At 67.6% G+C, this 25,640-nt stretch carries 26 protein-coding genes; 6 read left to right on the top strand and 20 right to left on the bottom strand.

Going from position 1 to position 25,640, the window contains the following annotated elements:
• Nucleotides 1–9: 9 nt before the first annotated feature.
• Complete coding sequence (locus tag QHF84_RS07050; protein ID WP_281312414.1) at nt 10–1,437, bottom strand: sigma 54-interacting transcriptional regulator; 1,428 nt, start codon at nt 1,435–1,437, stop codon at nt 10–12.
• A gap of 242 nt (nt 1,438–1,679) precedes the next feature.
• Here QHF84_RS07050 and QHF84_RS07045 point away from each other — a divergent pair, with 242 nt between their 5' ends.
• Nucleotides 1,680–2,459: a GDSL-type esterase/lipase family protein gene (locus QHF84_RS07045; protein ID WP_281312413.1), complete on the top strand. Its 780-nt coding sequence runs from the start codon at nt 1,680–1,682 to the stop codon at nt 2,457–2,459.
• Nucleotides 2,460–2,653: 194 nt separating this feature from the next.
• Entirely contained in the window at nt 2,654–3,709 is a 1,056-nt protein-coding gene (locus QHF84_RS07040; protein WP_281312412.1) for a hypothetical protein, read from the top strand.
• Between the two features lie 176 nt (nt 3,710–3,885).
• Here the strand turns inward: QHF84_RS07040 and QHF84_RS07035 are convergent, their stop codons facing one another.
• The 3 genes from QHF84_RS07035 to QHF84_RS07025 form a co-directional block, all read right to left on the bottom strand.
• Nucleotides 3,886–4,329 (bottom strand): hypothetical protein, encoded by a 444-nt coding sequence (locus QHF84_RS07035; protein WP_281312411.1) that lies wholly within the window; start codon nt 4,327–4,329, stop codon nt 3,886–3,888.
• Nucleotides 4,330–4,635: 306 nt separating this feature from the next.
• The gene (locus QHF84_RS07030; RefSeq protein ID WP_281312410.1) at nt 4,636–5,436 is read right to left on the bottom strand and encodes an isocitrate lyase/phosphoenolpyruvate mutase family protein; all 801 of its coding nucleotides are present in this window, start codon (nt 5,434–5,436) and stop codon (nt 4,636–4,638) included.
• A complete protein-coding gene (locus QHF84_RS07025) occupies nt 5,433–5,891 on the bottom strand; it encodes a carboxymuconolactone decarboxylase family protein (protein ID WP_281312409.1) in 459 nt (152 codons plus the stop codon). The genes QHF84_RS07030 and QHF84_RS07025 overlap by 4 nt, the downstream gene beginning before the upstream one ends.
• 150 nt (nt 5,892–6,041) lie before the next feature.
• On the opposite strand from QHF84_RS07025, the gene QHF84_RS07020 reads away from it, so the two are divergent.
• Complete coding sequence (locus tag QHF84_RS07020) at nt 6,042–7,511, top strand: PLP-dependent aminotransferase family protein (protein ID WP_281312408.1); 1,470 nt, start codon at nt 6,042–6,044, stop codon at nt 7,509–7,511.
• Nucleotides 7,512–7,541: 30 nt separating this feature from the next.
• Here the strand turns inward: QHF84_RS07020 and QHF84_RS07015 are convergent, their stop codons facing one another.
• From QHF84_RS07015 to QHF84_RS07005, 3 genes are read right to left on the bottom strand one after another with little or no spacing between them, the layout of a single operon-like run.
• Complete coding sequence (locus QHF84_RS07015) at nt 7,542–8,930, bottom strand: hypothetical protein (RefSeq protein ID WP_281312407.1); 1,389 nt, start codon at nt 8,928–8,930, stop codon at nt 7,542–7,544.
• Nucleotides 8,927–9,700: a helix-turn-helix transcriptional regulator gene (locus QHF84_RS07010; protein ID WP_281312406.1), complete on the bottom strand. Its 774-nt coding sequence runs from the start codon at nt 9,698–9,700 to the stop codon at nt 8,927–8,929. The genes QHF84_RS07015 and QHF84_RS07010 overlap by 4 nt, the downstream gene beginning before the upstream one ends.
• A gap of 10 nt (nt 9,701–9,710) precedes the next feature.
• Complete coding sequence (locus tag QHF84_RS07005) at nt 9,711–10,727, bottom strand: aldo/keto reductase (RefSeq protein WP_281312405.1); 1,017 nt, start codon at nt 10,725–10,727, stop codon at nt 9,711–9,713.
• A gap of 203 nt (nt 10,728–10,930) precedes the next feature.
• Here QHF84_RS07005 and QHF84_RS07000 point away from each other — a divergent pair, with 203 nt between their 5' ends.
• Nucleotides 10,931–11,689: an SDR family NAD(P)-dependent oxidoreductase gene (locus QHF84_RS07000; protein WP_348652850.1), complete on the top strand. Its 759-nt coding sequence runs from the start codon at nt 10,931–10,933 to the stop codon at nt 11,687–11,689.
• A 99-nt stretch (nt 11,690–11,788) separates the two neighbouring features.
• Here QHF84_RS07000 and QHF84_RS06995 read toward each other — a convergent pair whose 3' ends face one another.
• Nucleotides 11,789–12,355: a GNAT family protein gene (locus tag QHF84_RS06995; RefSeq protein ID WP_281312403.1), complete on the bottom strand. Its 567-nt coding sequence runs from the start codon at nt 12,353–12,355 to the stop codon at nt 11,789–11,791.
• A gap of 334 nt (nt 12,356–12,689) precedes the next feature.
• On the opposite strand from QHF84_RS06995, the gene QHF84_RS06990 reads away from it, so the two are divergent.
• A complete protein-coding gene (locus QHF84_RS06990; protein WP_281312402.1) occupies nt 12,690–13,331 on the top strand; it encodes a hypothetical protein in 642 nt (213 codons plus the stop codon).
• A 248-nt stretch (nt 13,332–13,579) separates the two neighbouring features.
• Here the strand turns inward: QHF84_RS06990 and QHF84_RS06985 are convergent, their stop codons facing one another.
• The 12 genes from QHF84_RS06985 to QHF84_RS06930 are packed head-to-tail and all read right to left on the bottom strand — an operon-like array spanning nt 13,580 to nt 25,004.
• The gene (locus QHF84_RS06985) at nt 13,580–15,430 is read right to left on the bottom strand and encodes a bifunctional acetyl-CoA hydrolase/transferase family protein/GNAT family N-acetyltransferase (RefSeq protein WP_281312401.1); all 1,851 of its coding nucleotides are present in this window, start codon (nt 15,428–15,430) and stop codon (nt 13,580–13,582) included.
• 18 nt (nt 15,431–15,448) lie between these two features.
• A complete protein-coding gene (gene hypE / locus QHF84_RS06980) occupies nt 15,449–16,510 on the bottom strand; it encodes a hydrogenase expression/formation protein HypE (RefSeq protein ID WP_281312400.1) in 1,062 nt (353 codons plus the stop codon).
• Nucleotides 16,507–17,598 carry a hydrogenase formation protein HypD gene (gene hypD, locus QHF84_RS06975; RefSeq protein ID WP_281312399.1) on the bottom strand — a complete coding sequence of 364 codons (1,092 nt, stop codon included), beginning with the start codon at nt 17,596–17,598 and terminating at the stop codon, nt 16,507–16,509. The genes hypE and hypD overlap by 4 nt, the downstream gene beginning before the upstream one ends.
• Nucleotides 17,595–17,855, bottom strand: coding sequence for a HypC/HybG/HupF family hydrogenase formation chaperone (locus QHF84_RS06970; RefSeq protein WP_281312787.1), 261 nt, complete (start codon nt 17,853–17,855; stop codon nt 17,595–17,597). The genes hypD and QHF84_RS06970 overlap by 4 nt, the downstream gene beginning before the upstream one ends.
• Nucleotides 17,855–20,140: a carbamoyltransferase HypF gene (gene hypF / locus QHF84_RS06965; RefSeq protein WP_281312398.1), complete on the bottom strand. Its 2,286-nt coding sequence runs from the start codon at nt 20,138–20,140 to the stop codon at nt 17,855–17,857. Before hypF ends, QHF84_RS06970 begins: the two co-directional genes overlap by 1 nt.
• A gap of 9 nt (nt 20,141–20,149) precedes the next feature.
• The gene (locus tag QHF84_RS06960; protein WP_281312397.1) at nt 20,150–20,491 is read right to left on the bottom strand and encodes a hydrogenase/urease maturation nickel metallochaperone HypA; all 342 of its coding nucleotides are present in this window, start codon (nt 20,489–20,491) and stop codon (nt 20,150–20,152) included.
• A 23-nt stretch (nt 20,492–20,514) separates the two neighbouring features.
• On the bottom strand, nt 20,515–20,955 hold the full coding sequence (locus QHF84_RS06955; RefSeq protein WP_281312396.1) for a hydrogenase maturation protease: 441 nt from the start codon (nt 20,953–20,955) through the stop codon (nt 20,515–20,517).
• Nucleotides 20,956–20,977: 22 nt separating this feature from the next.
• The gene (locus QHF84_RS06950) at nt 20,978–22,267 is read right to left on the bottom strand and encodes a Ni/Fe hydrogenase subunit alpha (protein ID WP_281312395.1); all 1,290 of its coding nucleotides are present in this window, start codon (nt 22,265–22,267) and stop codon (nt 20,978–20,980) included.
• A complete protein-coding gene (locus QHF84_RS06945) occupies nt 22,260–23,075 on the bottom strand; it encodes an oxidoreductase (RefSeq protein WP_281312394.1) in 816 nt (271 codons plus the stop codon). The genes QHF84_RS06950 and QHF84_RS06945 overlap by 8 nt, the downstream gene beginning before the upstream one ends.
• Before the next feature lies 1 nt (nt 23,076).
• Complete coding sequence (locus tag QHF84_RS06940) at nt 23,077–23,916, bottom strand: FAD/NAD(P)-binding protein (protein ID WP_281312393.1); 840 nt, start codon at nt 23,914–23,916, stop codon at nt 23,077–23,079.
• The gene (locus tag QHF84_RS06935) at nt 23,913–24,380 is read right to left on the bottom strand and encodes a cyclic nucleotide-binding domain-containing protein (RefSeq protein WP_281312392.1); all 468 of its coding nucleotides are present in this window, start codon (nt 24,378–24,380) and stop codon (nt 23,913–23,915) included. The genes QHF84_RS06940 and QHF84_RS06935 overlap by 4 nt, the downstream gene beginning before the upstream one ends.
• A gap of 9 nt (nt 24,381–24,389) precedes the next feature.
• Nucleotides 24,390–25,004: a 4Fe-4S dicluster domain-containing protein gene (locus QHF84_RS06930; protein WP_281312391.1), complete on the bottom strand. Its 615-nt coding sequence runs from the start codon at nt 25,002–25,004 to the stop codon at nt 24,390–24,392.
• 90 nt (nt 25,005–25,094) lie between these two features.
• Here QHF84_RS06930 and QHF84_RS06925 point away from each other — a divergent pair, with 90 nt between their 5' ends.
• Nucleotides 25,095–25,631, top strand: coding sequence for a hypothetical protein (locus QHF84_RS06925; RefSeq protein WP_281312390.1), 537 nt, complete (start codon nt 25,095–25,097; stop codon nt 25,629–25,631).
• Nucleotides 25,632–25,640: the final 9 nt, after the last annotated feature.

Here is a 25,640-nt window from a genome sequence, read left to right as displayed (position 1 = left end):
GCGTAGCCGTCACGCCTCCGAAGAGCTCTTTTTGGCGCGGGGGATCCCGTATGCATCCATCCACCGGGCGAGCTGGCGCTCGTGGACACCGAGCAGCCGCGCCGCCTCGCCCTGCACGCGGTTGGTTTTCACCAGCGCAGCCTCGATGGCCTCCCGCGTCGGGCGCTTCGAAGAGCTCCGCTGCGGCTCGTCCGACGGCGGATCCGCGGGCGGCGCGTCCGCGACGAAGCCCTCGGCCCGCGCAGAGGCCCGGCTCGCCGCGCGCGCGGCCACGACGCTCAGGTGCTGCACGTCGATCGGACCGTCGCCCATCAGCACGGCCGCGCTCGACAGGGCTCGCTCGAGCTCGCGGATGTTCCCGGGCAATTCGCCGAAGAAGAGCGCGCGCGCCGCCCGCTTCGTGATCGATACGCTCGGCAGCCCCGTCTTGCCGAGGATGTCGGCGACCAGAAACCCGAGATCCTCACGCCGTCTTCGCAGCGGCGGCAGGAGCGCGACGTACCCCGCGAGCCGCGACCGGAGATCCGCCCGGAACCGGCTGTCCTCGGAGAAGAGGGCCTCGTTTGTCGCGGCGATCCAGCGTACGTCCACCTTCTGCGCGCGCTCGCCGCCCACCGGCGTCACCTCGCGCTCCTGGATCACGCGTAGCAGGCTCGCCTGGGCGCTCTCCGGGAGATTGCCGAGTTCGTCCAGAAAAACCGTGCCCCCTTCGGCGCTGCGGATGCGGCCTCTTCGCTCCTCGACCGCGCCGCTGAATGCCCCGCGGCGGTGGCCGAAGAGCTCTCCCTCGACGAGGTGATCCGGGATCGCGCCGCAGTCGACCGCCACGAACGGCCCTGCACGACCGCTCTTTTCGTGCACGAATCGCGCGGCGATCTCCTTGCCCGCGCCCGTCTCCGCGAGCAAAAGGACCGGCTGGTCGGTCCGCGCGATGCGCTCGAGATCCGTCGACATGCTCGCGAGCTCGGGGCACAAGGTGCGCGTCGGGCCGTGCTGGATCCCATGGGGGAGCGAGGCCATGCGCACCGCCACGCGTGGCTCGACCAGGCGATACACGAGGAGCGTGTGGCCGATCTCGAGGAGGTCCCCATCGACGAGGGCCCGCGGCCCCTCGATGCGCTCGCCGTTCACGAACGTCCCGAGCTTGCTGCCGAGGTCCTCGATCACGTCGACGCCGCGGCGGCGGACGAGGCGCGCGTGGGCGCGTGACACGAAGGGATCGGGCAGGAGCAGCGTGCTCCCCGCGAGCGCCGCGGGCTGGACCTCCGGGGCACGCCCCACCTCGTATTTCGCGCCCTCGCGGGTGATCGGGGGCAACAACATCGAATCGGCCGCGAGGAGATCGTCGTAACGCAGCACGAAGACGAGCAGGCCGACGGTCTTCTGCTGGACCGAATGTTCCTGTTCCGTTTGGGTCGTGAGCAGGGGCCGAGCCATGCGCAAGGCAGGATCCTAGGCGAGGCTCCCGGCGCGCTGCAAGTGTGGCCTCGCCGCGTGTCCGGACACCTCGCCGCGATGTCCGGACACGCGGGGCCAAGCGCCACGCCCGCGTCGCCGATTTCCAAGCAATATCGGGGGTTCGCGTCGTGGCATGAGCGTTGCGATAGCGTCCTCCCGAGGCGCGCGACGGAGAGTCCGGCGCGCCGCACCCAGAACTCCAAACCCAAGCGGAGGCTCCCATGACGCTCTCGAATTCTTTCTTCGGCCTGACCCTCGCTTTCCTCTCCTGTGCTTCGATGGGCTGCGCCGTCGATTCGATGGATCCCGAGATGACCGACGATGACGCCGCATTCGCGACCGACGACGAGGACGTCGCCGAGGCCGAATCCGAGCTCGGCGTCGAGTGCAAGATCCAGCCCTTCGGCGACTCGCTCACGGCAGGCATCGGCGGGATCGACGGATACCGCGGCCAGCTCGTGTTGTTTCCTCCGGCCGTGGGGGCCCCGATCCGGATGGCGGGCCTCTCGGGCGATTATTCGTCGTACAACCTCTGGGCGGCCGGCCAGCACCTGCACTCCGGGTACCCGGGCTTCCGCGTCGATCAGCTCACGCCGTGGATCCAGACCAATTACGTCGGCGCGAACGCCATCCTCGTGCACGCCGGAACGAACGACCTCCTGCAGGGGCAAGGTCACCTCAATGCGGCGTACGATCTCGACATCATGGTCCGCTGGCTCATCGCGTTCAATCCGACGGCGCGGATCCTCGTGGCGAAGATCATCCCGCTCGCGGGGGTGTACGCCCCGCTCAACGCCGAGGCGAATGCGTACAATGTCTACGTCGACGGGATCGTCGCGACGCTGAAGTCGCAAGGTTATGTGAAGGTCGACGTGGTCGACATGAACACCGGCTTCCCGACGGCGACGCTCGCCGCCGACGGCATCCACCCGGACGCCAATGGTTATGCCTGGATGGCGGGCAAATGGCGGCAGAAGCTCAACGCGCTCGGGTGCTTCTGACCGATCGCCAGGCGCCGGGCGTCCGCCTCCGGGCGCTGGTTTGAGCGGGAGAGGCCGGGCATGCCACGCCGGGGGGGGGATGCCAATGGTTCCGCGGGGTTAGCGCTTCCTACCGCGCTACCCCGCGTCGGCAGGCGCCCGGCGAGCGTACCGAAGGCAACCCAGGCTATACTGGCCGCTCGAAGGAGGTGTCGATGCAGAACGAACGCGTGGGCAAGGTGCAGACGGTTCTGGGGTTGATCGAGCCGGAGCAGATGGGGACGACCCTGATGCACGAGCACTTGCTCATCGACATGCGCTGCCGTTACTTGCCGCCCGAGGGCGATCCCTCGCTCGGCGAGCTGCCTTATGCAATCGAGCGGCGCATGGATATCCTCTCGGATCCCGCGGGCAACCGCGACAACGTCATGCTGCTCGACGAGCAGGAGGCCATCGCGGAGATCCTCGAGTTCAAAAAGGCTGGCGGAGGAACGGTCGTCGACACAACCACCCTCGGGATCGGCCGCGATCCGCGGGCGCTCGCGCGCATCGCCGAGACCACGGGGCTACATGTCACGATGGGCGCAGGTTATTACGCCGCGGTCTCCCACCCGGCCGACATGGATGCGTTGAGCGAGGACGAGATCTACGAGCAAATCGTGCGCGAGGTAAACGAGGGGGTCGACGGCACGGGCATCAAGTGTGGTCACATCGGCGAAATCGGCGTCGACGCGATGACCCCCAACGAAATGAAGGTGGTGCGCGCCGCCGCCCGCGCCCAGCGCGCCACGGGCGCCATGCTGAACATCCACCAGATCTACATGGTCCTCAAGCGCCAGGGGCACGCCATCGCGGATGCCATCGAGGCCGCGGGAGGCGACCTGAGCCGCACGGTCTTCAGTCACATGGACGGGAGCGAGGAGGATCTCGAATACCAGACCAGCCTGATCCGGCGCGGCGTCACCATTGAATACGACGTGTTCGGCATGGAGTCCTACTGGGCGCGCATCGACATGCAAATGCCGCAGGACGACACGCGGATCCGGGCGGTCAAGCACCTCTTCGACGCGGGCCACGGCGACCACGTGCTGGTCGCCCAGGACATCTGCATGAAGATGATGCTCGTGGGCCGCGGCGGCTGGGGTTATGGTCACATCCTCAAGCGGGTCGTGCCGCGCTTCCGCAAGGTGGGCTTGAACGACGCCGAGCTGCGCAAGCTGCTCATCGACAACCCCCGCCGCTTGCTGCCCTTCACGAAGCCAAATCCGTGAAGACGGCCGCGATAGGCCCTTCTGTTGATGATGGGTTTTCGCGGTCCCGTTTCCAGCGCAGAGCTCGTGCAGCCGGGCGCAGTCCTCGACGAGTCCGGCGGCGGAGCTCGCGCGCGTGGCAGGCGTTGGGGAAGGCTAGTTGAGAGGCGGGAGCGGCTCGGCGGTGTTTGCCCTGCTCACTGACCCGCTTTCCATTCCCCGGCGGGCACCCCTTCTTTGCACGCCTTGGCCGCCGCATCCGCCGCCATGGGGAGCGGGCCGTCGTTGTAGTAGATCTTCGTTCCCTCCGGGGTCGCACAAGATCCGACGCGCTTGTCTGCCGGGCACGCCTCCATTTTGAATTCGCCGGTACACATGTTCTTGAGGAAGTCCTCGCCTGCCGCCGAGATGTTCTCGTCGCCGAACTGCCGGCAAATGCTTTCGGCCTTGATGACGTTGCAGGAGGCGACCTTGGCGCTCGCGGGCGCTGCCTTCTTTTCGGCCTTCTGCTCGGCCTTGCTCTCCGGCTTGGCCTCTCCGGGCTTGGCGCCCTCCGCCGCGGGCTTGTTATCGCAACCCGCACCAAACAGTCCGGAAAACACAATGGCGACAAGGGTAAGGGACGTTCGAATGCTGACCATGAGATCCTCTTTCCTGTGTTCGGGGGTGCGAGTACTCCCAATGTCAGGCTTGGTCAAGGGGAATGATTGCATGGCGGTTATCCTCGGCAAACTCGAGGACGAAGCGACGAACCCCTTGACGTTGTGGAACACAGTGCCGCGCCATCCAACCCAAAACGGTGGGTCGTGGAACGCACGAACGGTTGGCTCTGCAAGTCGCGCCTGCTCGACAAGGAATACGAGCGTACCATCGAATCGAGTCGTGCAGACGTCGTGCCCGCGTGATTGGTGTTCAACGCATCATGAGATCCTGTCCTCTGAGGAGCGTCACCTCGCGAACAGCTCGTTCAACGCCCGGTAGGAGAGGTCGGTATCGAAGAGCCTTTCGTACGAGCCGTGCTCGAGAAGATCGACACAGGCCCGGCGTGCCGCGCTGAGCGCCGCGAGGGCGAGCCCGGGCCCGGCGCTGAGACGCCGGACCCCGTGAGCCTTGAGCTCGGGGACGCTCGGCAATCCAGGCACGGCCATGACGTTGAGCGGCAGCGGCGTGGAGCGCACCAGGGCCTCGATCGCCGCCGGCGCCGTGACCTTCGGGACGAACAGACCGTCCGCCCCCGCGTCCGCATAGGCACGACCACGCGCGAGCGCCTCGCCAAGCGCGCTCTCCGGCGCCGCGCCGTGGATGAACACGTCGATGCGCGCGTTGATGAACACGTCCGCGAGCCTCGCCTCGCGCTTGCAGGCGCGGATCTTGTGCGCGAGGACGTCGGGCGGCCCGGACCGATCTTCGAGGTTCACGCCGACAGCCCCCGCATCCGCCACCCGCGCGACCGCCTCGACGACGGCGGAGGGTTCGTCCGCGTAGCCACGCTCGAAATCGACGGTGATCGGAATCGACACGACCGCGGCGATCTCACGCACGGCCGTGACGAGCACGTCGAGCGGCAGGTGCTCGCCGTCCGCATAACCGTGCGCCCAGGCCAGCGCGGCGCTGCTCGTCGCGATCGCCTCGGCGCCGGCGGCCTCCACGACGCGCGCCGAGGCCGCATCCCAGACGTTCGTCAGGACGAGGAGATGGCCCTCGGCGTGGAGCGCACGAAATCGCTCGGCGCGGCCTGCGGCCGTCATTTGGCCCCCGGCGTGTAGGTGCCCGCGGGCATCCGGAAGGCGACGTTCATGCGATTCCACGCGTTGATGTGGATCACGGCCAGCGTCAGCTCGACGAGCTCCGCCTCCCCGAAATGCCGGCGCGCCTCCTCGTAGACCACGTCCGGCACGCCGTCCTTGCCGAGCTCGGTCACGGCCTCGGCCCACGCAAGCGCGGCGCGCTCGCGATCGGAATAGAAGGGCGCTTCCCGGTATGCCGACAGGAGATAAAGCCGCTGCTCCGTCTCCCCGGCGGCGCGGAGATCCTTCGAATGCATGTCGATGCAAAATGCGCATCCGTTGATCTGCGAGACGCGCAGATTGACGAGCTCGATCAGCGTGGGCTCGAGGCCAGCGCTGCGCACGTGCTGCGCGAGGCCGAGGAGCGCGCGAAAGGCCTTCGGGGCGACTTCATTGTAGGCGATGCGTGCAGTCATGACGTTTCTCCTTGGACGAGGGTGTAGCGCCGGAGCGGTCCACGTGTAAGCTCCACTTTGCCCTCCACGGACTGGACCACTTCGCCCGCCATGAGCCGCCACACACGCGTACCCGAGCTACCGATGCCCCCTCGCGAGCACGGTGTCCCCATGCACCGCGCAGCCTACGACGCGCTTCGCGCCGCGATTCTCGAAGGACGTCTCAAGCCGGGCGGCCGCCTGCCCTCGACGCGTGACCTCGCGCAGCAGCTCGGGGTCGCGCGCGGCACGGTCGTCGCGGCGTTCGAGCAGCTCGCCGCCGAGGGCTACATCGTGGGCCGGCGGGGCTCCGGCACCTTCGTCAGCCGCGATTTGCCGGACGCATGGCTCAAGGTGAAACCCCCGGGCGCCGAGAGACGCGCTCGGCCACGCGCGCCGCACCTGTCGCGCTGGGCGGCAGGGCTCGACGGATCGAGCAACCCGTTCGGCCGGTCCGGCGCGCTTCGGCCGTTCGCCGCGCACCTACCGGCCCTCGACGTCTTCCCCCACGAGGTGTGGAGCCGGATGGTGTCGCGCGCCGCTCGGCGCGCCGTGGGCACGCGTCTCGCCGACATCGACATCCGTGGCGTGCGCGCGCTGCGCGAGGCCATCGCGGAGCACCTGCGCGTCGCGCGGGGCGTCTCGTGCTCGGCCGAGCAGGTGATCGTCATGCCCAGCGTGCAGCAGGCGCTCGACATCACCGCGCGGCTCGTCCTCGATCCAGGCGATCGCGCCTGGATGGAAGATCCCGGCTACGTGGGCGTGCGCCCTCTGCTCGAATGCCTGGGCGCGGAGCTCGTCCCGCTGCCCATCGACGGGGGTGGGCTCGACGTCGCCGCTGGCATCGAGCGTGCGCCGGACGCGCGTTTCGCTTACGTCACGCCGGCGCACCAGGCGCCGCTCGGCGTCACGCTTTCCATCGAGCGCCGCCTCGCGCTGCTCGATTGGGCTGCGGCGCACGGCGCGTGGATCTTCGAGGACGACTACGACAGCGAATTCCGTTACGAGGGCCGTCCGCTCGCGGCGCTCCAGGGGCTCGATGGCGCGGGGGTCGTCATTCACGCGGGGAGCTTCAGCAAAACGATGTCCCCCGCGCTGCGCCTCGCTTATGTCGTCGTGCCGGACGCGCTGCTCGACCGCTTCGTCACGGCGAAGAGCGTGCTCGATCGCTTCACACCGCCGCTCGCGCAGGCGGCGCTCGCCGAGTTCATGGGCGAGGGACACTTCGTATCGCACCTTCGGCGAATGCGAGAGCTGTATGCCGAACGGCGCGCTGCGCTGCTCGAGGCGATCGCGTCCGAGCTCGGGGGGGCCGTCGAGGTGATTGGCTCGAATGCCGGCCTCGATCTCTGCGTGTGGCTACCTCCCGGCGTGGACGACCGCGCCGCGGCCTCCGCGCTCGCCGCCCATTCGGTGGTCGCCACGCCGCTCTCGTTGCTCGCGATACGCCCGCTCCAGCGCGGCGGGCTCCTCCTCGGTTTCGCCGCGTTCAAGTCTGCGAGGCTTCGAGCGTCCGTCGAGGCCATGGGCGCTGCGCTCGCGCCGCACTTGCGTGCAGGAGGGTCTGCCCCCCACAGGGTTTGCCCGCGCATCTCTTGCTGAAGAAGCGTCGCCTCTCGGGCAACGGGAAGATCACTTCTCAGCCGGCGCAGGCCCTCCAGGTGGGGCATCCAGGAGCGCTTTCAGCTCGGGTGAATCGAGCCCATGCAGGAAAAACGCCCGCCGCACATTCGCGTGGTAGGTGGGATCTTCGTGGAGACGATGGCCCCCTCGGACGGCCAGAAATCGCGCGTTGCGGTAGGCCTGAGCGATGGTTTTGCCCGTGTCGGGCGAAAAGACCACATCGTCGAGGCCGGACACCACCAGGACCTCGCCCGCGAAGCTCTGACGATCGAGCTCCAGGTCGGGCGGCGCCATGCCCGAGCTCAGGTAATCGGCCAGCACCTCGGACGCCCATTCATAAAGCAGGTGAGGCCGGGCCCGCGGCGCCTCACCATATCGACGAAGATCATGGCCGGCCAGCTCGAACATGCGCACCTTGACCGCATCGGCCGCTGTGCCGCCGAGCGCGGTGCGGGCCAGCGTCCAGTTCAAGCTCGGCTCGAGCCAAAGCCGCCGATACAAGCCCTTCTCCCCGTGCTGGAGCGATTGAATGACCTCGCGCTGCGTCGCGCGCCCGCTCGAGCCCTCGCGGCCGAGCTGATAGAGTAGATACGCGAGCTCCGCGCGCTCGACGTCCCCCGAGGCGACGACGGCTTCGAGCGCCTGCGCGGCCTCCGGGTCGAGCTCGCCGAAGTCGCGGGCGTAGTCGACGCCCCTCTGTCTCGCGAGGTCGGGCGCCCCGGTCGAAGACAAGAGCACCCTCGAGACGTGCCGACCGTAGCGATGGAGATACTGCTGCGCGAGCACGCCAGCACCCGACCCGCCGTAAATCATGATCCGCCCGTCTTCGGGGAGCAGGCCACGTTCGGCCATGTGCTGCCGGACGCGCTCCAGATCCTCGACGCGCTGCCAGGACCCATAAAAATTCATCGCGCGGCGCAGGTCGACATGCCCGTCCGGATAGACCTCGGGAAAAAGCGTGGGCGCGTGGCCCCGGTGCCCCACGAGGACATACGACAAGCCCGGGAGCTGCCCTTCAAAAAAGGACATGTCGGGGTTGATGCCCACGAGCTCCATCTGGCCGTCGGTGAAAAAGAACACGACGGGACCGCCCCGCTCGAACCCGGGGCTCAATAGGTAAAAGTCTCGAAAGGACCCGAGGCCCGGATTCGCATGGTCGAGCGGGAGGTCGATGTACGAGTGACGATCGTCCGGGGGCATCTCGTCGTAGTGCGCGCCCAGCGCAAGCCGGGACGTCGGGGGCCTTCGGCTCGCGCGAAACTCGGCATAGGCCCAGGAGCCAAGAGCGATGCCGCACGCGATGAGGACGAGCAGCAGCGTCCGCACGAGCCGCCGGCGTCGCCCCTTCGGTCGAAGCTCGGCCGCGGCCGGCTTGCCCGTCGTGGCTCGGTTCTTCATAACGGCAAAGCTTCGCAGGTTGGGCCGCCCGCGCGTTTGAAGAACGCGCCGGGTGTGAGCCCGACGAGCTGACGGAAATCGGCGATGAGGTGGGCTTGGTCATAATAGCCCGCCTCTGCGGCGATGCGTGCCCAATCGCACGAGGTCGCTGCCATTCGCACGGCGCGTTGCAGGCGAACGGCCCGCGCGAACTCCTTCGGGCCAATGCCGATGTTTTCGGTGAAAGCGCGGCGAAGGTGCCGCGCCGTGACGCCGAGCCGGTCGGCGACACTCTCCACCCGGACCTCGCCCCCTTCGAGCAAGCAAACCGCGCGACGAGCGAGCGGCCCCGATGCCGTCTCGAATGGTTGGCCGGCACGAACGGCGAGCGCCCGGGCGACGCGGTCCATCACGTCCGCGCGGCTCCTCGCGGCGAGTAGCTCCTCGCAGAACTCGCGCCCCGCGTGGCCCCACACGTCCTCCAGCGGAACGATACGGTCCGTGAACTCGCTGGCGGCCACGCCGAGCAGCGGAACCGACCAGCCTGGCTTGAACCGAAGAGTGACGGTCCGCGCGAGGCCGGTCTTGCTCTTGAATATCGCGCGCGTTCGGGGACCCGCGACCCACACGTCCCCCTCGCGCCCGCCCTCGAACGCTCGAAAAACGAAGCTCGTTCTGCCGTCGGGAAGCCATTCGACGTCGACGGCCTGACCGGGAGGAGGCGCGACCGCACGGATGTCCTCGACGAAGCGCGGGAGCGCGAGATTGGGGAGGTCCATCGCTGCGGCCATGATCGTTTCTCTACCGCTCGCTGTCGAGAGCTTTCATGTGCTGGGCGGGGTAGCGTGTGCCGCTGATCGCGTCCGCTGGCACGATACTCTCGAGCGCCGCGACGTCGCTCGCCGACAGCGGCTTGTCGAGGGCCACGAGGGCATCGTCGAGCTGGGCTCGCGTGCGGGCCCCGACGATCGGCACCAGCGTGGGCTGCTTCGCCAGCACCCACGCGAGCGCGACCTGCGCCGGCGTCATCCCTCGCTCGCCGGCAAAGGCGTGAAGCTGCTCGACGACGCTCGCGTTTTTTGCCCCTTGCTCGCCTGCGAAGCGTGGCATGTACTGTCGGAAGTCCCCCTTTCCCGAAGGCTTGCTTCCGGTGAGCAGCCCCCGCGAAAAGACCCCGTAAAGCGTCGCGCTGATCCCGAGCTCTGCGAGGGCAGGAAAGATGGACGCCTCGGGCCCGCGCGTCGCGATCGCATACTCGATTTGCAGGTCCACGATCGGGTGCACTTTGCTCGCACGTCGAATCGTCTCGACCCCCATTTCGGACAGACCGATATGCCGGACGAAGCCGGCCTTGATGAGGTCGGCGATGGCCCCGACGGTGTCCTCGATGGGCACCTGCGGATCGAGACGCGCGGGGCGGTATACATCGATGACCTCCACGCCCAGCCGTTGCAGGCTGTAAGCCGCGAAGTTCTTCACGGCCGCAGGGCGGGTGTCGATGCCCAGCGCGGCGCCGTCCGGTCCGCGCATCGCGCCGAACTTCACCGAGAGCTGGACCTTGTCGCGCACCCCCTCGATCGCGCGTCGGAGGAGGAGCTCGTTGTGCCCGTTGCCGTAGAAGTCTCCGGTGTCGATCAGGGTGATTCCTCGCTCGATGGCGTGGCGGATCGTCGCCACGCTCTCGGCGTCTTCGGCCGGGCCGTAGGCGCCGGACATCGCCATGCAGCCGAGGCCGACGGGAAAGACGCTGGGCCCGGTCTTGCCCAGCGGAGTCGATCGGAGCGGGGAGCGGCTCATCGTGGCGTCGAGGTGGGTCATGTGGAGTTCATGCCACGCGCCCCACTGCTCCGATTGGAAAAACCGGACATTTCAATGCACCGCGGACGTCGACTGGGTGGGGGGGTGCGGCGCGGGGCGACCCGATCAAGATGTCCGGTCCTTCCAATCGGAGAGCGGCGGAAAGAGGCACGAAGGCGGTGGACGTACGCTGTATCCAGCCAACCACCTTCAGGAGCGAAAACATGCAAGACAAGCGCGTCGCCTTGGTCACGGGGGCCAATCAGGGGATCGGCCTTCAGATCGCAAAGGAGCTCGCTGCGAAAAATTTTATTGTCCTCGTCGGTTCACGCGACTTCGCGCGTGGAGAGGCGGCGGCCAAGACGATCGACGGCGACGCCCGCGCGCTCCAGCTCGACGTGACGGATCGGGCATCGATCGCCGCTGCGGCGAAGCGCATCCGCGAGGAGCTTGGCCGCCTCGACGTGCTCGTCAACAACGCGGCCATCTCGCATGCGGGACGGCGACCGGGCGTGACCGTCGAGGAGTACGCCAAGTCGACCCTCGCGAGCAACGTGTCCTTCGATGAACTACGCGCGGTGTGGGAGACCAACGTATTCGGTGTCCTCGCCGTTTACCAGGCGATGCTGCCGCTCCTGCGCGAGGCGCCGGCGGCCCGCATCGTCAACGTATCGAGCGGCGCTGGCTCGCTGACGATGAACGCGGACCCGACTTTCCCCTGGCGCTCGATCTTCGGCCCCGTCTACCCTGCGTCCAAAACGGCTCTCAACGCTATGACGCTCGCCATGGCGATCGAGCTGGAGTCGACCGGGATCAAGGTCAACGCCGCCTCCCCGGGCTTCACCAAGACGAACCTCAACAACTATGCGGGCACGGAGACTGTCGAGGAGGGCGCCCGCGAGGCGGTGCGCCTTGCGCTGCTCGGCCCGGACGGCCCGACGGGTACGTTCTCGCACGCAACACTCGGACGGCTCCCGTGGTGATCGCGTCTCTTGGGCACGCACAGCGCACGCGCGACAGCCTCCTCGTATGCCCATCGCCCGCGTAATCGCGGCCGCACCGCCCCCTGCTGGGGACTGCCTTCAACCCTGTTGGGCGGCCGCCCAATCCGAGCGCAGCAAACCGTAAATGTTGAAGTCGTGCGGTTGTCCACGACAAATACGATAACTCCTCAGGCAGCCCTCACGCACAAACCCACGGCGCTCGAGCAAGCGCTCCGACCGCCTGTTGTCGACCCTGACGAAGGCGTGTACGCGATCGACCTGGTCCTGCCGATAAGCCCACTGAAGTACGGCATCCACAGCTTGGCGCATCAGCCCCTTGCCCCAGTGAGCATGCGCCAGGTCGTACGCCAGCTCGGCCCAACGGTGTACCTTGGACCACTCGTTGAAACCGCAGGTGCCGACAAGCTGATCATCGTGCTGGAGGGCGATCCCCCATTTGGACAGCTCGCCCTCCGCCCAACGGCGCAGAGACCGCTCGATGATTGCTTCGACCAACGGCACCGATACAACAGGATAGCTGGTCAATTCTGTAACGGCGGGATCTCGCAGGTAGGCGTAGAACGCGGCAGCGTCGGATACCCGAAGCGGGCGCAGGCGCACTCCATCGAGGTCAATCGTCGGCGGATGTTGTGTCTTGTCTGCCATGGGGAAGTCCTACGTGGCTGTGGTTCGCTGTCCAGAATCCGTGAACAGCACCCCGACGCACAAGGGTATAAATCTCATGACCTTCGCCGGCCTACAAGAGGGAATCTGCAGCTCGCGCACCGTGCAGCCGGCCCGAGTGTAGCGGATGCTATCCGCCGAACGGCCAGGTGCTCACCGGCGGCACACAAGAAGTTTCCGCCGAGCTCCCGAACATCCGTGCGAGATGCCGTCCGGTGCAGCACCGTGGTTGGCACGACTGTCCGCGACTTCGATGCTACCGCAACACAGGTGACGACCAGGCGCTCGTGAGGTAGGCTCGCAGGGAGGAGCCGTGTTGGACCCTGAGATCATGCGCTGGCGGCTATCGACGCGTCGGGCGAGCCCGCTGGCATTCCGAGCGGCGCTGACGGGCGTTCCTGTGGGCGAACGCGATGGGTGGCTCGATCGGGTCTTTGGGCTCGGCGAGCTACCGCACGACGACCCTGAACTGCCACGCGGCTGCGTTCCATATCTGCCGTGCTCGGTCGATACGCTGCTGCGCATGATCGAGCTTGCCGAGGTCCAAGCCGACGATGTGTTCGTGGACGTCGGCTCCGGCCTCGGGCGGGCCACGGCGCTGACGCACTTTTTGACGGGAGCGAGCGCGATTGGGGTCGAGATCCAGTCGGCGCTCGTTCGCAAGGCACGTGGCCTCGCCGCACGATTGAATGCACAGCGGGTGTCGGTGATCGAAGGCGATGCGGCGAAGATCATTCGTTACATCACGATCGGCTCGGTCTTCTTTCTGTATTGCCCCTTCAGCGGTGATCGGCTCAACCAAGTCATGAACGACCTCGAGTCGATCGCTCAGACGCGTGAGATCCGGGTATGCAGCGTCGATTTACCCTTGCCCTCGCGCTCATGGCTCGCGCCCGTGTCGATCTCCGGTGATCTTGCGGTCTATCGAAGCTGCTTTCCTCGTCAGAAGTACGGTTGATGCAGGTGCCAACCACAGGGTTCGTTCGCGCCCGCAATCATCTGCGGTCCGCTTCCAACGGCAGGACCACTGCGCGCCGCATAGGAGCGGCCAGCCGTCGTTCCCTCGAAACAAGTGCGAGCGCCCAGCATGGTCAGCGTCCGATTCCCAGCCGTTCCCGCCCGCGACGTCAAACAAACCCCTGCCATGGCCTGAGCGAAGATGGGCATGCGCTCGCCATTTTCGACGCAGAGCGATCGAAAGCACGATCATGGAAAGTCGATCTCGACATGGTAAGCGCCATCTCGAAGCGTGGCTTTCACGGGGAGCTCGCTTTTGTAAAAAATAGCCATCATCGACTTGTTGCTCACCAGCACGTTCGCAGAGAAGCCCGTGACCCCGCGTGCACGCGCCACCTCGGCCATGCGCCGCATGAGCAGCGTGCCAACCCCGCGCCCCTGCCATTCGTCGCGCACCACGAAAGCGATGTCCGCCCTCCGCGTCGCCGGGACCACGTCGTAGCGGGCGAGGCCGATGATCTCCTCGCAACCGTTGTCGCTGTGAATCACCACGAGGCCCATGTTTTGCTCGTAATCGAGGCGCACGAGTTGCAGCAGCTCCTCGTGCGGGTGAGAGCGTTTGAACGTCATGAACCGCTGGTAGGTGCTCTCGTCGGAAAGGCGGTACAAAAGGTCCTTCAGCGCGTCCTCGTCCGATATGCGCAAGGGGCGCACGAGCACCTCCTGCCCGCCTGGTAGCGTCTCGCGCCGCGCCTCCTCCCACGGGTACGCCGAGCGCGCGCAGGTCTGGTCGCCGAAGACGTAGCGACGCTGCTTGGCCGCCGCGAGCAGGTCAGCGCGGTGATCGGGGTGAGCGATATCGATGAGCGCGAGCGCGCGCTGGCGGATGTTCTTGCCCCAGAGATCGGCGGTGCCGTGCTCGGTGACCACGTAGTGCACATCGCCCCGGCTCGTGACGACGCCCGCGCCTTGCTCGAGCCCCGGCACGATGCGGCTCACTTGGCCCTCCTTGGCCGTCGAACGCAATGCGATGATGGGCTTGCCGCCACGGCTGCGCGCCGAACCTCGGATGAAGTCGACCTGGCCCCCGATGCCCGAGAAGAAGCGCCCCATCAGCGTGTCCGCTGCGACCTGGCCGGTCAGATCGACGGCGAGGGCCGCGTTGATCGCAATCATCATGTCGTTCTGGGCGATGATGAACGGGTCATTCGTGAAGCCCGAGGGGCGCATCTCCACGGCGGGATTGTCGTGCACCCAGTCGTAGAGCGCCTGGCTGCCCATCACGAACGACGTGACGAGCTTGCCTGGCAGGAGCGTTTTTCTGCGACCGTTGATCACGCCGCGAAGCACAAGGCGCATCACGCCGTCGGAAAACATCTCGGTATGCACGCCGAGGTCGTGGTGCTCTTCGAGCGCGGCGAGGGCAGCATCGGGGATCCTGCCAATGCCGGTCTGCAATGTGGCACCGTTCGGGACGAGGCTGGCGATATGGCGGCCAATGGTGCGATCGACCTCGTCGAGCGGCTCGGCAACACGCGTCGGCAAGGGCGTGTCGACGGGCACGAGGTGCTGGATGCGATCGACGTTCAAGAACGAATCGCCATGCGTGCGGGGCATGCGTGGATTGACCTCGGCTAGAATGAGATCGGCGGCGTCGATCGCGGCCCGCACGATGTCCACGGAAACGCCGAGGCTCACATAGCCGTGCGTGTCGGGCGGCGACACCTGGATGAGCGCGACGTCGATGCGCACGCGTCGCGAGCGGATGAGCTCGGGAATGTCCGAAAGGAAGACCGGCATGAAGTCGGCACGCCCCTCGGCCACCGCGTCGCGCACGTTCGGCCCGATGAAGAACGCCGTATGACGGAAGCGGCATTCGAGCCCGGCTTTGACGTAGGGGGCGGGTCCCAGGGTGAGCAGGTGGACGATATCATTGCCTTCGAGGTGATGGCCATGCTCGACCATGGCCTCGACGAGCCGCGCAGGCTCGGCCGCACCCGAGCCAATGAGGATGCGGCGACCGCGCGGGATGGAGCGCGCTGCGCCTTCAGGAGTCGTGATCTTGTGGGAGAAGCGCTGTTGCCAGGATGTGGGATCCACGAGAAACCTCCGTCAGGCTCAGCAAATCCTCGGGAGCTGCTCGCCCGCAGGGATGTCGAGCAACCGGCTCGTGCCAAGACGACTTCGGAGCGTGACCCGGCCGGCCCGACCAGGCGCCGCGTTGTCGAGGACTTTCCCGATCCGCGCTGGCTCCGGAGCCGCCGGATGGGCGCGCATCACCTCGATGGCCGCCGCCGCGTGCTCCTCCGGCACGAACGCGACAAACCGGCCCTCGCACGCGACATAAAGCGGATCGAGTCCGAAGAGCTCGCACGCGCCGGCCACCGTCTCGTTCACGGGAACTGCGCGCTCGTCGATCTCGATGTCGACGCCCGCATCCACGGCGATCTCATTGAGCGCCGAGGCGAGCCCGCCGCGCGTCGGATCGCGAAGGCAATGCGGCACGACACCTGCCGAGAGCAGCGCGGCGACGAGCCCGTCGAGCGGCGCGCAATCGCTCTCGAGCGCCCCCGTGATCGTCAGCCCCTCGCGCATCGAGAGCACCGCGATTCCATGCCGCCCGAGGTCGCCGCTCACGAGCACCTCGTCGCCCGGCCGAACCTCGCGAGGCTCGATCGTGATCCCCTCCGGCACGATGCCCACACCGGTCGTCGTGACAAACATGCCGTCTCCCTTGCCGCGATCCACGACTTTCGTGTCACCCGTGACGATCTCCATCCCCGACGCGCGGGCGACGTCGCGCATCGAGGCGACCACACGGATGAGGTCGGCCATGGGAAGGCCCTCCTCCAGCACGAAGGCAACCGCGAGCCAGCGGGGCGCAGCACCGGTCATGGCGAGGTCGTTGATCGTGCCGCAAACGGCGAGCTTGCCAATGTCTCCGCCCGGGAAGAACAGCGGCCGCACCACGTAGCCATCGGTGGTCATCGCGATGCGGCCCTTGGGAGCCTCCACGACCGCGCTATCGTGCCGCGCGGATAGCGCGGCGCCTCCGAACGCGGGCATGAAAATCTGCTCGACGAGCTCGCGTGACAGACGACCTCCGCCGCCGTGCGCGAGCTGCACGGTCCAGTGCCGGAGCGGCGCCGGGCATGCGAGATCGAAATCGCGCGCGGTCACGACCCAGCCCTCCGGTAACGATAGTAGGCCGCGCAGGCGCCCTCGGAGGACACCATCGTCGCTCCGAGCGGTGTCTCGGGCGTGCAGCGCGTGCCAAATGCCAGGCAGGCCGAGGGTTTTTCGAGCCCTTGCAGCACCAGGCCGCTGATGCAGACCGACGGCTCCTCGGTCGAGATGGTCCCCACATTGAAACGCGCCTCCGCGTCGTGCTGCGCGTACTCGGGGCGGAGCCCGAGCCCACTCTCCGGGATATCGCCGATTCCACGCCACTTCCGCGGTACGACCCTGAACACCTCCGCGACGACGCGCATCGCCTCGCGGTTGCCCTCCGGGCGCGCCGATCGCGCGTACTGGTTCTCGACCTCCGCGCGCCCCTCCTCGAGCTGCACGACGCACATGTGAATGCCCTGCAGAAGGTCCGCCGGCTCGAAGCCCGTGACAACGATGGGCGTGCGATGGCGCGCGGCGATGGGCCGGTACTCGTCCGTGCCCATCACCGTGCACACATGGCCCGCTGCGAGGAAGGCGTCGACCCGGCAATCCGGCGAAAAGAGGATCGCGGAGAGCGCCGGGGGCACGAGCACGTGTGAGACGAGCATCGAGAAGTTGCATATGCCGCGCCGCCGCGCCTCGCGTATGGCCATGGCATTCGCTGGCGCCGTGGTCTCGAAGCCGACCCCGAAAAACACGACCTCTCTGCCCGGGTTCTGGCGGGCAATCTCCAGCGCGTCGAGCGGCGAATAGACGATGCGCACGTCGGCACCCTCGCTCTTCGCACAGAGGAGGTCCGAGCGCGTTCCCGGCACGCGCAGCATGTCGCCGAACGAGCAAAAGATCACCCCGGGCTTGGCCGCAATGGCGACGGCACGGTCGATCATCTCCAGGGGCGTCACGCATACGGGACAGCCGGGGCCGTGCAAGAGCTCGAGCCCAGGCGGGAGCAACGCGTCGATGCCGAAGCGTACGATGGAGTGCGTCTGGCCGCCGCAGACCTCCATGATGCGCCACGCGCGCGTGACCCTCGCGGTGATGGCCGCGGCGTAGCGGCGGCAGACATCGGCGTCCCGGTACTCATCCACGTACCTCATTCGATCCTCCCGTGCGGCCGGCGCCCGAGCTCGCCAAGGTCGCCGATCTCCTCCAGGTAGGAGAAGACGCGGGCGGCCTCGGCCTCGTCGATGCGGGTGATCGCGAATCCCACGTGTACGATCACCCAGTCTCCCTCGCACGCCTCGGGCACGTATTCGAGGCACACGTCCCGCACGACGCCGCCGAATGCGACGTGCCCATACCGGAGATCGCCCTCCCGCACATCCAGGATCTGGTCCGGCACTCCGAGACACATCACCGTCCTCCCGTTCGATACGCGGCAATCGCCGCCTGGCCCACGGAGATCCCACCGTCGTTCGTCGGGACGCGTACCGGCAGGCGCACGTCGAATCCGTCGGCGCGCAGCCGCGAGGCGAGCGCGCGCGTGAGCAGATCATTCTGGAAGCAGCCGCCCGCGAGCACCACGCGGGGCAGATTCACTCGCTCCGCAACACGGGCGCCGAGCTCGACCAGGCTCGCGTGGAATCGAGCCGCAATCTCGGCGAGCGGCCGACCGGCGGCCCGATCCGTCAATACGGCCCGCACGAGTGGCCCCGTGTCGGCGACCGCGGGGGCCCCGTCCAGAAGTGGCAATGCATAAGGCTCCGGGCGCGGATCGGGGTGCGTCGCGGCGAACCATTCCAGTTCCATGGCCGCCTGCCCTTCGAACGAGCATGTATTCCGCAGGCCGAGAAGCGCCGCGACCGCGTCGAAGAGACGCCCCACGCTGGTCGAGAGCGATACCGCAAACCCGCGGTCCATCGCCGCGAGCAGACTGGACGCGGCGGATTCATCCCATAGCCCGCGCGCCGCCGTGAGAGTGTCCGGGCCGAGGGTCGCGTGAAGCAGGCCGAGCGCGCTCCGACGCGGCTCGCGGGCGGCCCGATCGCCGCCCGGTAGGTGGAATGGCCGAAGGTGCGCGACGCGGCAGAAGCCGGAGGCGCTCGCGACGAGCGCCTCGCCACCCCACGCGCTGCCGTCTGCCCCGAGCCCCACACCATCCCACGCGAGCCCGAGCACTTCACCTTCGTCCAGGCCGTGCTCGGCCACCACGGACATCACGTGGGCGTGGTGGTGCTGCACGCGCACGAGCTCTGCTCCCCATTCGCGTGCAAGTCGCTCGGCAAGGCGGCTCGACGCGTAATCCGGGTGCAGATCGCATGCAATGACCGATGGGCGCAGGTCGAAGAAGCGGGTCATGTCCCTTGCCGTGCGCTCGAGCAGATCCACGGCGGCGGGGCCATCCAGATCGCCGAGATGCTGGCTCATCAAAAGCTCGCCAGCCGCGGCGAGTGTGATCGTGCTTTTCAGGTGCGCGCCCACGGCGAGAACGGGTACATCGGCGGCCCATCGCGCGACGGAGAGGGGCGCGAACCCTCGGGCGCGCCGGATCACGGAAATGCCGTCCGGGCCCGCACGCACCACGGCGTCGTCCACGGCCCGCACAATGGGCCGGTCATGAACGAGAAACAGATCGGCGATGCCCGCGAGGCGCGTGAGGGCCTCGGGCACCTCCACGGCGAGCGGCTCCCCCGAGAGATTGCCGCTCGTGCAAACGAGCGGGCGGCCGGCGGCCTCGGCAATCAATCGGTGCAGCGGTGAGGCGGGCAGCATGGCGCCCACGAGCGGGCTTCGCGGCGCCACCTCGGGGGCGAGGACGGAGGGCACTCGGCAGCGCGCGAGCACGATGGGCGCCTCCGGGCCCGCGAGCGCGCGCATCTCCTCGGCAGAGAGCACGGCCGCCGAACCTGCGGCGCGCGCGTCGGCGAAGAGCACTGCAAAAGGCTTCTCATCGCGCCGCTTCCGGCGGCGGAGCACCCTCACCGCATCGCCATCCGTCGCGTCCACGAGGAGCTGGAATCCCCCCACGCCCCGCAGCGCGACGACGCGGCCCGCACGCAGCGCCGATGCGGCGGCTCGGAGCGCGCGATCCGCCTCGGCGATCTCCTCCCCCGCAGGCGACAGCAGGGAAAGACGGGGGCCGCAGCGCGGGCAGGCGATCGTCTCGGCGTGGAAGCGACGGTTGCTCGGGTCCTCGTATTCGTGCCTGCATTCGTCGCAGAGCGCGAAGGTCCGCATCGAAGTGCGGTCGCGATCGTAGGGCAGCGATGCGATGATGGAATAGCGCGGTCCGCAGCGGGCGCACGTGGTGAAGGGATAACCGCGGCGCCGGCCCTCCTGGGCGAGGGTCTCTGCCATGCAATCGGCACAGGTTGCGAGATCGGCGGGTAGCAGCGGCGCCGGCCGCGTGCCCTCCTCGCTCGGCAGGATCGAGAAACCGGAAGGTTGCGCCGCGCCCGTGCGCGCGGGTAGCTCGCGGCGCTCGATTCGCGTGACGGCGCCTGGCTTGGGCAAGTCGAACGCGAGCGCGCGGACGAACTCCTCGATCTCCTCGGGAGAACCCTCGGCCTCGATTTCCACGGCGCAACAGCCGTTCCTGACCCAGCCCGACAAACCGAGCGCCGTGGCCTTGCAATAGACGAACGGCCGGAAGCCCACGCCCTGAACGACCCCCTCCACTTGCAAGGACACGCGCGCCATACCGCCCCCTCAATCAACTTCCATGCAATCGATGCCGAGACCCGTCGGCCCCAGCAGCGTGGCCTCGGTCGAGCCACATCGAGGGCAAAGGAGCAGGTGCCGCTCGGGCCGGTACGTCTTCCGGCAGGCGTGGCACTCGGCCTCGACCCGGAGGAGCACGAGATCGAGCCGCGCCCCCTCGGCCTTGGTTCCGCGGGCGTGCGCGGCGAAATGAAACGCAATCGCCTCCGGATCGAGTTGCTCCGTTTCGGCAACCCAGCCTTGCACCGCGCGTACGCGTGCCGCGCCCTCGTCGTCGGCTCGCGCGAGCGCCAAACGAAGAACCTCTTTGCCCAGCGAGGACTCGTGCATATCTCGTCGGCTCCTCTTCAGCTTCAGCTCGCTCCCGCGACGAGGTTTCGCACGGCCTCGACCGCGCGCGGGACGGCGGCGAGCGCCTCGGGCGACAGGCCATACGCGAGGCAGGCCGGGCGCTCGACGGAGATCGCCACGATCGAGATGTCGCGACAGACCTTTTCGGGGCCGATCGCGCGGGCGAGCCCGAGGACCTGCCCCACGGTCAGCCCGTGCGTCGAAAGGGGTGCGATATCGCGTGCGTCGAGCGCCTCCTCCGCGAGCACGTGCACCGTGCCCGTGCCGCCGCCCCCCAGAACCGCGTCCACGAGGATGACGCGACGCGCGCCTTCTAGAAGGGGCAGAAGCGCCGAGGGCTCGTCCACCTCGCAGAGATCGACGCCTTCGCCTGCGCCCTGGGCGCGCAATGCGTCGAGCACGGCCGGACCCACTCCATCATCGCCTGCCGCACGCTGACCCATACCAATCACGCGAACGATCACATCAATCCTCCCGCTCGATTGCGAGGCGCAAAAAGTGGGTCGAGCAGGAGATGCAGGGATCGAAATTACGCACGGCCTGCTCGGCCCGCCGCGTGGCCGCCGCGTGGGGCATCGCGGCGAGCGTCGGGGCAAGCTGCCAGAGATCCTGCTCGATGCATTTCTGGTTCTGGGAGGTGGGCGGAACGATGCGGGCGTCCTCGACGAGCCCGGCCTCGTCCAGCGTGTATTTGTGCCAGAGCATGCCGCGCGGCGCCTCCGTGCAGCCATGTCCCGTGGCCCTGCGCGGGGCCACCGCGATCGCGGGCGCGTCGGGCGGCGCGTACCCGTGGATGATGCGGATCGCCTCGTCGAGCGCCTGGATGATCTCGACCATACGCGCGAGCAGGCTCTTGTATACATTGTGGCAAGGCGGGACGAACTCCACGCGCTGTGCGGCGTCACGGGCCCGTCCGCCGAGCCGATCGAAGTTCAGGTTGAATCGAGCGAGCGGCCCGCACTGATAGTCGCCTCGGCCGCGAACGACCGAGTGCAGCGCGGTCGAGTGCGGCACTTGCTGCTCGGCAAAGTGCTCCTCGTACGCGTGCAGGTCGATGTCGAGGCCCTTGTTCGAGACGATGCGACCCTCGCAGAACGGGTACTCCTCCGCGTGGCGCAGCGCGACGAACTCGTAATCGCGCTCGAACGCCGGGAAATCGAACCGCGCCGCCCAGTCGAGGCACAGCTCCGCATCTCCGAGCGCGGTTTCCAGCACGGGCAAGAGCGCCGATAGCTCAGCGCGGGTCGGCACGCGGTAGAACCCGCCGACCTTGACGTTGATCGGATGGATCTCCCGTCCGCCGAGGGCGGCCACGATCGCATTCCCAGCCTTCTTGATGCCGAGGCCGCGCGTGACCCATTCGCGGTGGTCCTTCGCCATCGCGATCGCGTCCTCGTAGCCCAGGAAATCGGGCGCGTGCAGCATGAACACGTGCAGCCCGTGGCTCTCGATCCACTCGCCGCAGTAGAGCAGACGCCGAAGCGCGCGGAGCATGCCGTCCGCCCGTATGCCGAGCGCATCCTCGATGGCGTGGCAGGCGCTCATCTGATAAGCGACGGGACAGATGCCGCAGATACGTGCGACGATATCGGGGACTTCGAGGTACGCCCTGCCGCGCAGGAACGCCTCGAAGAAACGAGGCGGCTCGAAGATACGCAGCTCGACCGCCGTGGGTTTGTCCCCCTTGAACCGGATGATGAGCGCCCCCTCGCCCTCGACGCGAGCGAGGGAATCGACCTTGATCGTCCTAGCCACGGCCCCCCTCCTTCGGCCGGATCTGCACGAGCTGCTCTTCCTGCGCCCTCCGGAACGGCGGCGCGGCCGCGTTGAACGTGGCGTACGTGCGCGCGATGTCCTCGTGGCTCGCGCCCGCGGCGACGAGCGCCCACTCGAGCCCGCCCGTATGGGTCGTCTCGGCCGGGCCGAAGCAGCCATAACAACCGCGGTGGTACGTCGGGCAGAGGGCCCCACAGCCCGCGTGCGTGACCGGGCCGAGGCAAGGCGTCCCGTGCGCGACCATGACACAGACGTTCCCGCGCAGCTTGCATTGCACGCACACCGAGTGGCTCGCGATCGACGGCTTTCGATCGGAGAGGAGCGCCGAGAGCACCGCGAGGAGCTGGCGCTTGTCGATGGGGCAACCGCGGAGCTCGTAATCGACCTTCACGTGGTCCGCGATGGGCGTCGAGGTCGCGAGCGTGTCGATGTACTCCGGTCGCGCATAGACGATGCGCGCGAATTCCTTCACGTCACGGAAGTTGCGGAGCGCCTGGACGCCGCCAGCCGTGGCGCACGCGCCGATGGTGACGAGGACACGCGACTGGGCGCGGACCTCGCGGATGCGCTCGACGTCGTGCAGTGTGGTGATCGACCCCTCGACCAGGCTGATGTCGTACGGGCCCCGGAGGACCCCGCTCGACGCCTCGGCGAAGCTCGCGATCCGAACGGCGTCGGCCAGGAGGAGCAGCTCGTCCTCGCAATCGAGGAGGCTGAGCTGGCACCCATCGCAGGAGGCGAATTTGAAGACGGCCAGCTTGGGCTTTTTCTTCTTCCGTGTAGGCACGCTACACCTCCCTCACCAGGAGCAGGTCCAGCACCCGGTCGTAGCGGTACACGGGGCCGTCTTTGCACACGAAGGAGGGGCCAAACTGGCAATGACCGCAGAGGCCGGTGCCGCAGCGCATGTTGCGCTCCATGGTGATCCATATCCTGTCCAGCGAGACGCCGAGCCGCTCGAGCTCGCGGGCGCAGAAGCGCATCATGATCTCGGGGCCGCAAATCATGGCGAACGCTCTTCCGGGATCGAATGCCGCCCGGCTGATGAGCTTGGTGACGACGCCCGTATTTCCTCTCCAATCGCTCCCGGCCGTATCGACCGTGACCTCGACCTCGACGTCGAGCCTGCTTCGCCAGCGCTCGATCTCCTTGCGGTAAAGGATGTCGTCGGGGGTGCGGGTGCCGTAGAGCAAAGCGACCCTGCCAAACGCTTCGCGATGGCGGAGCGCGTGGTAGACGACGGGGCGCAGTGGGGCGAGGCCGATGCCACCGGCGATCACCACGAAATCGCTTCCCTCCGCCTCACGGACCGGCCAGGCGCTACCGAACGGTCCGCGCACGCCCACGACGTCACCACGACCGAGGCGCTCGAGGGCGCGCGTCACTGTGCCCACGGCGCGGATCGTGTGTTCGAGCCGATCGGGCCGGTGGGGATCGCCGCTGATCGAAATGGCCGATTCACCGGCGCCGAACGGGTACAGCATGTTGAATTGGCCCGGCAGGAACGGAAAACCGCCGCGGGCAGAGACGTCGAGCTCGAACGTGAAAACACCGTGCGTCTCCCGCTTCGCTCGCGCGATGCGGAGCGGCTCGGGGAGCATCGGGTCGGGGGCGGGTGAGACGCTCATGGCCGGGCCCGATAGACGTCGAGCGCCTGCAGCCGCGCCCGCTGCAGGCGGCTATGGACCTCGTTCAAAAGCCGTCGGGTGAAGGCGTACCCGAAGCTGTGGTCGGCCTCGAGCTTGGCGTGCAGGCAGGTGCCATCGATTGCGAAGAGGTGCGCCAGATGGATTCCGCGCGCATCGAGCCCCCACCGATAGGGCGGAAAGAGCGTCGACCAGCCGAGCGCGTCACCCCCGCCAACGGTCTCGATCACGATGGTTCCACGGGCGCCATCCTGGATCTCGAGGGCGATTTTTCCGGAGCGAATGAGGTAAAGCTCATCGGCGCGCTGGCCCTCGCGGAAAAGGAACTGGCCTTCTTCGAGGCGGACGTTCCTGACGCAGCCGCTCAGGAAGTCGACGTGCTCATCCGACATGCCGGCGACGAGGGGATGCTGCGCGATCGATCGGGCGAGGGATTCCGTCTCCATGCTCCTCGTTCAGCCGTCCTTTTTCGGCAGCCCGACGGCGGCAGCCTCTTCCGTAATGTCGATCCCCACGGGACACCACGTGATACAGCGCCCGCAGCCTACGCAGCCGGAGGTTCCGAACTGGTCGTGCCAACCGGCGAGCTTGTGGGTCAGCCATTGACGATATCGCGCTTTGATCGAGCTGCGCACGGATCCGCCGTGCACATGGGAGAACCCGAGCGTGAAGCACGACTCCCAGCGCTTCGTGCGCTCGGCGGTCTCGCCCGCGAGATCGGTCGTGTCCTCGAATTCGGTACAGAAGCATGTGGGGCAGACCATCGTGCAATTGCCGCAGGCCAGGCAGCGCGTCGCGACGTCGTCCCAGCGCGGGTGCTCCAGGTTTTTCTGGAGACGCTCCTTGAGCCCGCTCGTGTCGAGACGGCGACCCATGGCCGCGGCAGTACGCTCGGAGACGGAGGCCGCTGCACCGATCTCTTCTGGATTGGCCGGACGAACGGGCAACTCCGCGGCGACGGCGGCCCCGTCGTCGCTTCCAATCTCGACGAGAAACCGGTGTTCGCCCGGCTCGATGAGCTCGGTGAGAGCGAGATCAAACCCCCGCTCGGCGCGCGGGCCGGTCCCCATGGAGGCGCAGAAGCATGTGTTTCCCGCGCGCCTGCAGTTCACAGCGACGACAAAAACGTCGCTTCTGCGTGCGGCATAACGGGGATCGGGGTGCTCGCCGTGGATGAGGATCCGATCCTGGATTGCGATCGCATGGATCTCGCACGCGCGGGCGCCGAGCAGGGCGACGCGCTGGCGCGGCGCGGCGTCCGGGATGACGGAAAAACCGTCCTGTTGACGCCGAATCTGGAACAAGCGCTCGACCGGTACATGGAAGGTCTGCTTCCAGGAATGCGGACCGACGGTGAACGCGAAAAAAGCGTCATGCTCGCGGCGCTCGAGGCGATAGCGGCCTGGTCCCTGGACGTCTTCGAGGCCGATCGGCAGGTCCGCGGCGCGCCGCACATCGTCGATCACGATTGCGCCGTCACGCGCTACGGGCCCGAGCACGCGGTAGCCGCGCCCAGCAAGCGCCTGGACCAGGGCGTCCAGATCGGCTGCTGCGAGGACGACGGGCAAGCGTGCAGCCGATCTTGCGGGGTCAGGCGCAAGGGGTGCAGGGGCGGCATGGGGCGTTGGCATACGGCAGTCGTTTCAAAAGGCGCAAGACCGACAGCGGCAAGGGGGATGCCTCGCGTCGCTGGATAGGCGAGGCGT

Source organism: Polyangium sp. y55x31 (assembly GCF_029946505.1).
Classification (GTDB): domain Bacteria; phylum Myxococcota_A; class Polyangia; order Polyangiales; family Polyangiaceae; genus Polyangium.
Note: the sequence above shows the minus strand (reverse complement) of the source record. Positions and strands in the feature narration are given on the sequence as shown.

Excerpts from the sequence above, each read along its gene's own strand:
- QHF84_RS07040 (WP_281312412.1), top strand. The coding sequence starts at position 2,654 with ATGCAGAACGAACGCGTGGGCAAGGTGCAGACGGTTCTGGGGTTGATC.
- QHF84_RS06970 (WP_281312787.1), bottom strand. The coding sequence starts at position 17,855 with ATGTGTCTCGGAGTGCCGGACCAGATCCTGGATGTGCGGGAGGGCGAT.
- hypD (WP_281312399.1), bottom strand. The coding sequence starts at position 17,598 with ATGAGGTACGTGGATGAGTACCGGGACGCCGATGTCTGCCGCCGCTAC.
- QHF84_RS07015 (WP_281312407.1), bottom strand. The coding sequence starts at position 8,930 with ATGAAGAACCGAGCCACGACGGGCAAGCCGGCCGCGGCCGAGCTTCGA.
- QHF84_RS06960 (WP_281312397.1), bottom strand. The coding sequence starts at position 20,491 with ATGCACGAGTCCTCGCTGGGCAAAGAGGTTCTTCGTTTGGCGCTCGCG.
- hypF (WP_281312398.1), bottom strand. The coding sequence starts at position 20,140 with ATGGCGCGCGTGTCCTTGCAAGTGGAGGGGGTCGTTCAGGGCGTGGGC.
- QHF84_RS07050 (WP_281312414.1), bottom strand. The coding sequence starts at position 1,437 with ATGGCTCGGCCCCTGCTCACGACCCAAACGGAACAGGAACATTCGGTC.
- QHF84_RS07030 (WP_281312410.1), bottom strand. The coding sequence starts at position 5,436 with ATGACGGCCGCAGGCCGCGCCGAGCGATTTCGTGCGCTCCACGCCGAG.
- QHF84_RS07045 (WP_281312413.1), top strand. The coding sequence starts at position 1,680 with ATGACGCTCTCGAATTCTTTCTTCGGCCTGACCCTCGCTTTCCTCTCC.
- QHF84_RS06940 (WP_281312393.1), bottom strand. The coding sequence starts at position 23,916 with ATGAGCGTCTCACCCGCCCCCGACCCGATGCTCCCCGAGCCGCTCCGC.
- QHF84_RS07000 (WP_348652850.1), top strand. The coding sequence starts at position 10,931 with ATGCAAGACAAGCGCGTCGCCTTGGTCACGGGGGCCAATCAGGGGATC.
- QHF84_RS06930 (WP_281312391.1), bottom strand. The coding sequence starts at position 25,004 with ATGGGGACCGGCCCGCGCGCCGAGCGGGGGTTTGATCTCGCTCTCACC.
- QHF84_RS06955 (WP_281312396.1), bottom strand. The coding sequence starts at position 20,955 with ATGGGTCAGCGTGCGGCAGGCGATGATGGAGTGGGTCCGGCCGTGCTC.
- QHF84_RS07035 (WP_281312411.1), bottom strand. The coding sequence starts at position 4,329 with ATGGTCAGCATTCGAACGTCCCTTACCCTTGTCGCCATTGTGTTTTCC.
- QHF84_RS07025 (WP_281312409.1), bottom strand. The coding sequence starts at position 5,891 with ATGACTGCACGCATCGCCTACAATGAAGTCGCCCCGAAGGCCTTTCGC.
- QHF84_RS07010 (WP_281312406.1), bottom strand. The coding sequence starts at position 9,700 with ATGGCCGCAGCGATGGACCTCCCCAATCTCGCGCTCCCGCGCTTCGTC.
- QHF84_RS07005 (WP_281312405.1), bottom strand. The coding sequence starts at position 10,727 with ATGACCCACCTCGACGCCACGATGAGCCGCTCCCCGCTCCGATCGACT.
- QHF84_RS06935 (WP_281312392.1), bottom strand. The coding sequence starts at position 24,380 with ATGGAGACGGAATCCCTCGCCCGATCGATCGCGCAGCATCCCCTCGTC.
- QHF84_RS06995 (WP_281312403.1), bottom strand. The coding sequence starts at position 12,355 with ATGGCAGACAAGACACAACATCCGCCGACGATTGACCTCGATGGAGTG.
- QHF84_RS07020 (WP_281312408.1), top strand. The coding sequence starts at position 6,042 with ATGCACCGCGCAGCCTACGACGCGCTTCGCGCCGCGATTCTCGAAGGA.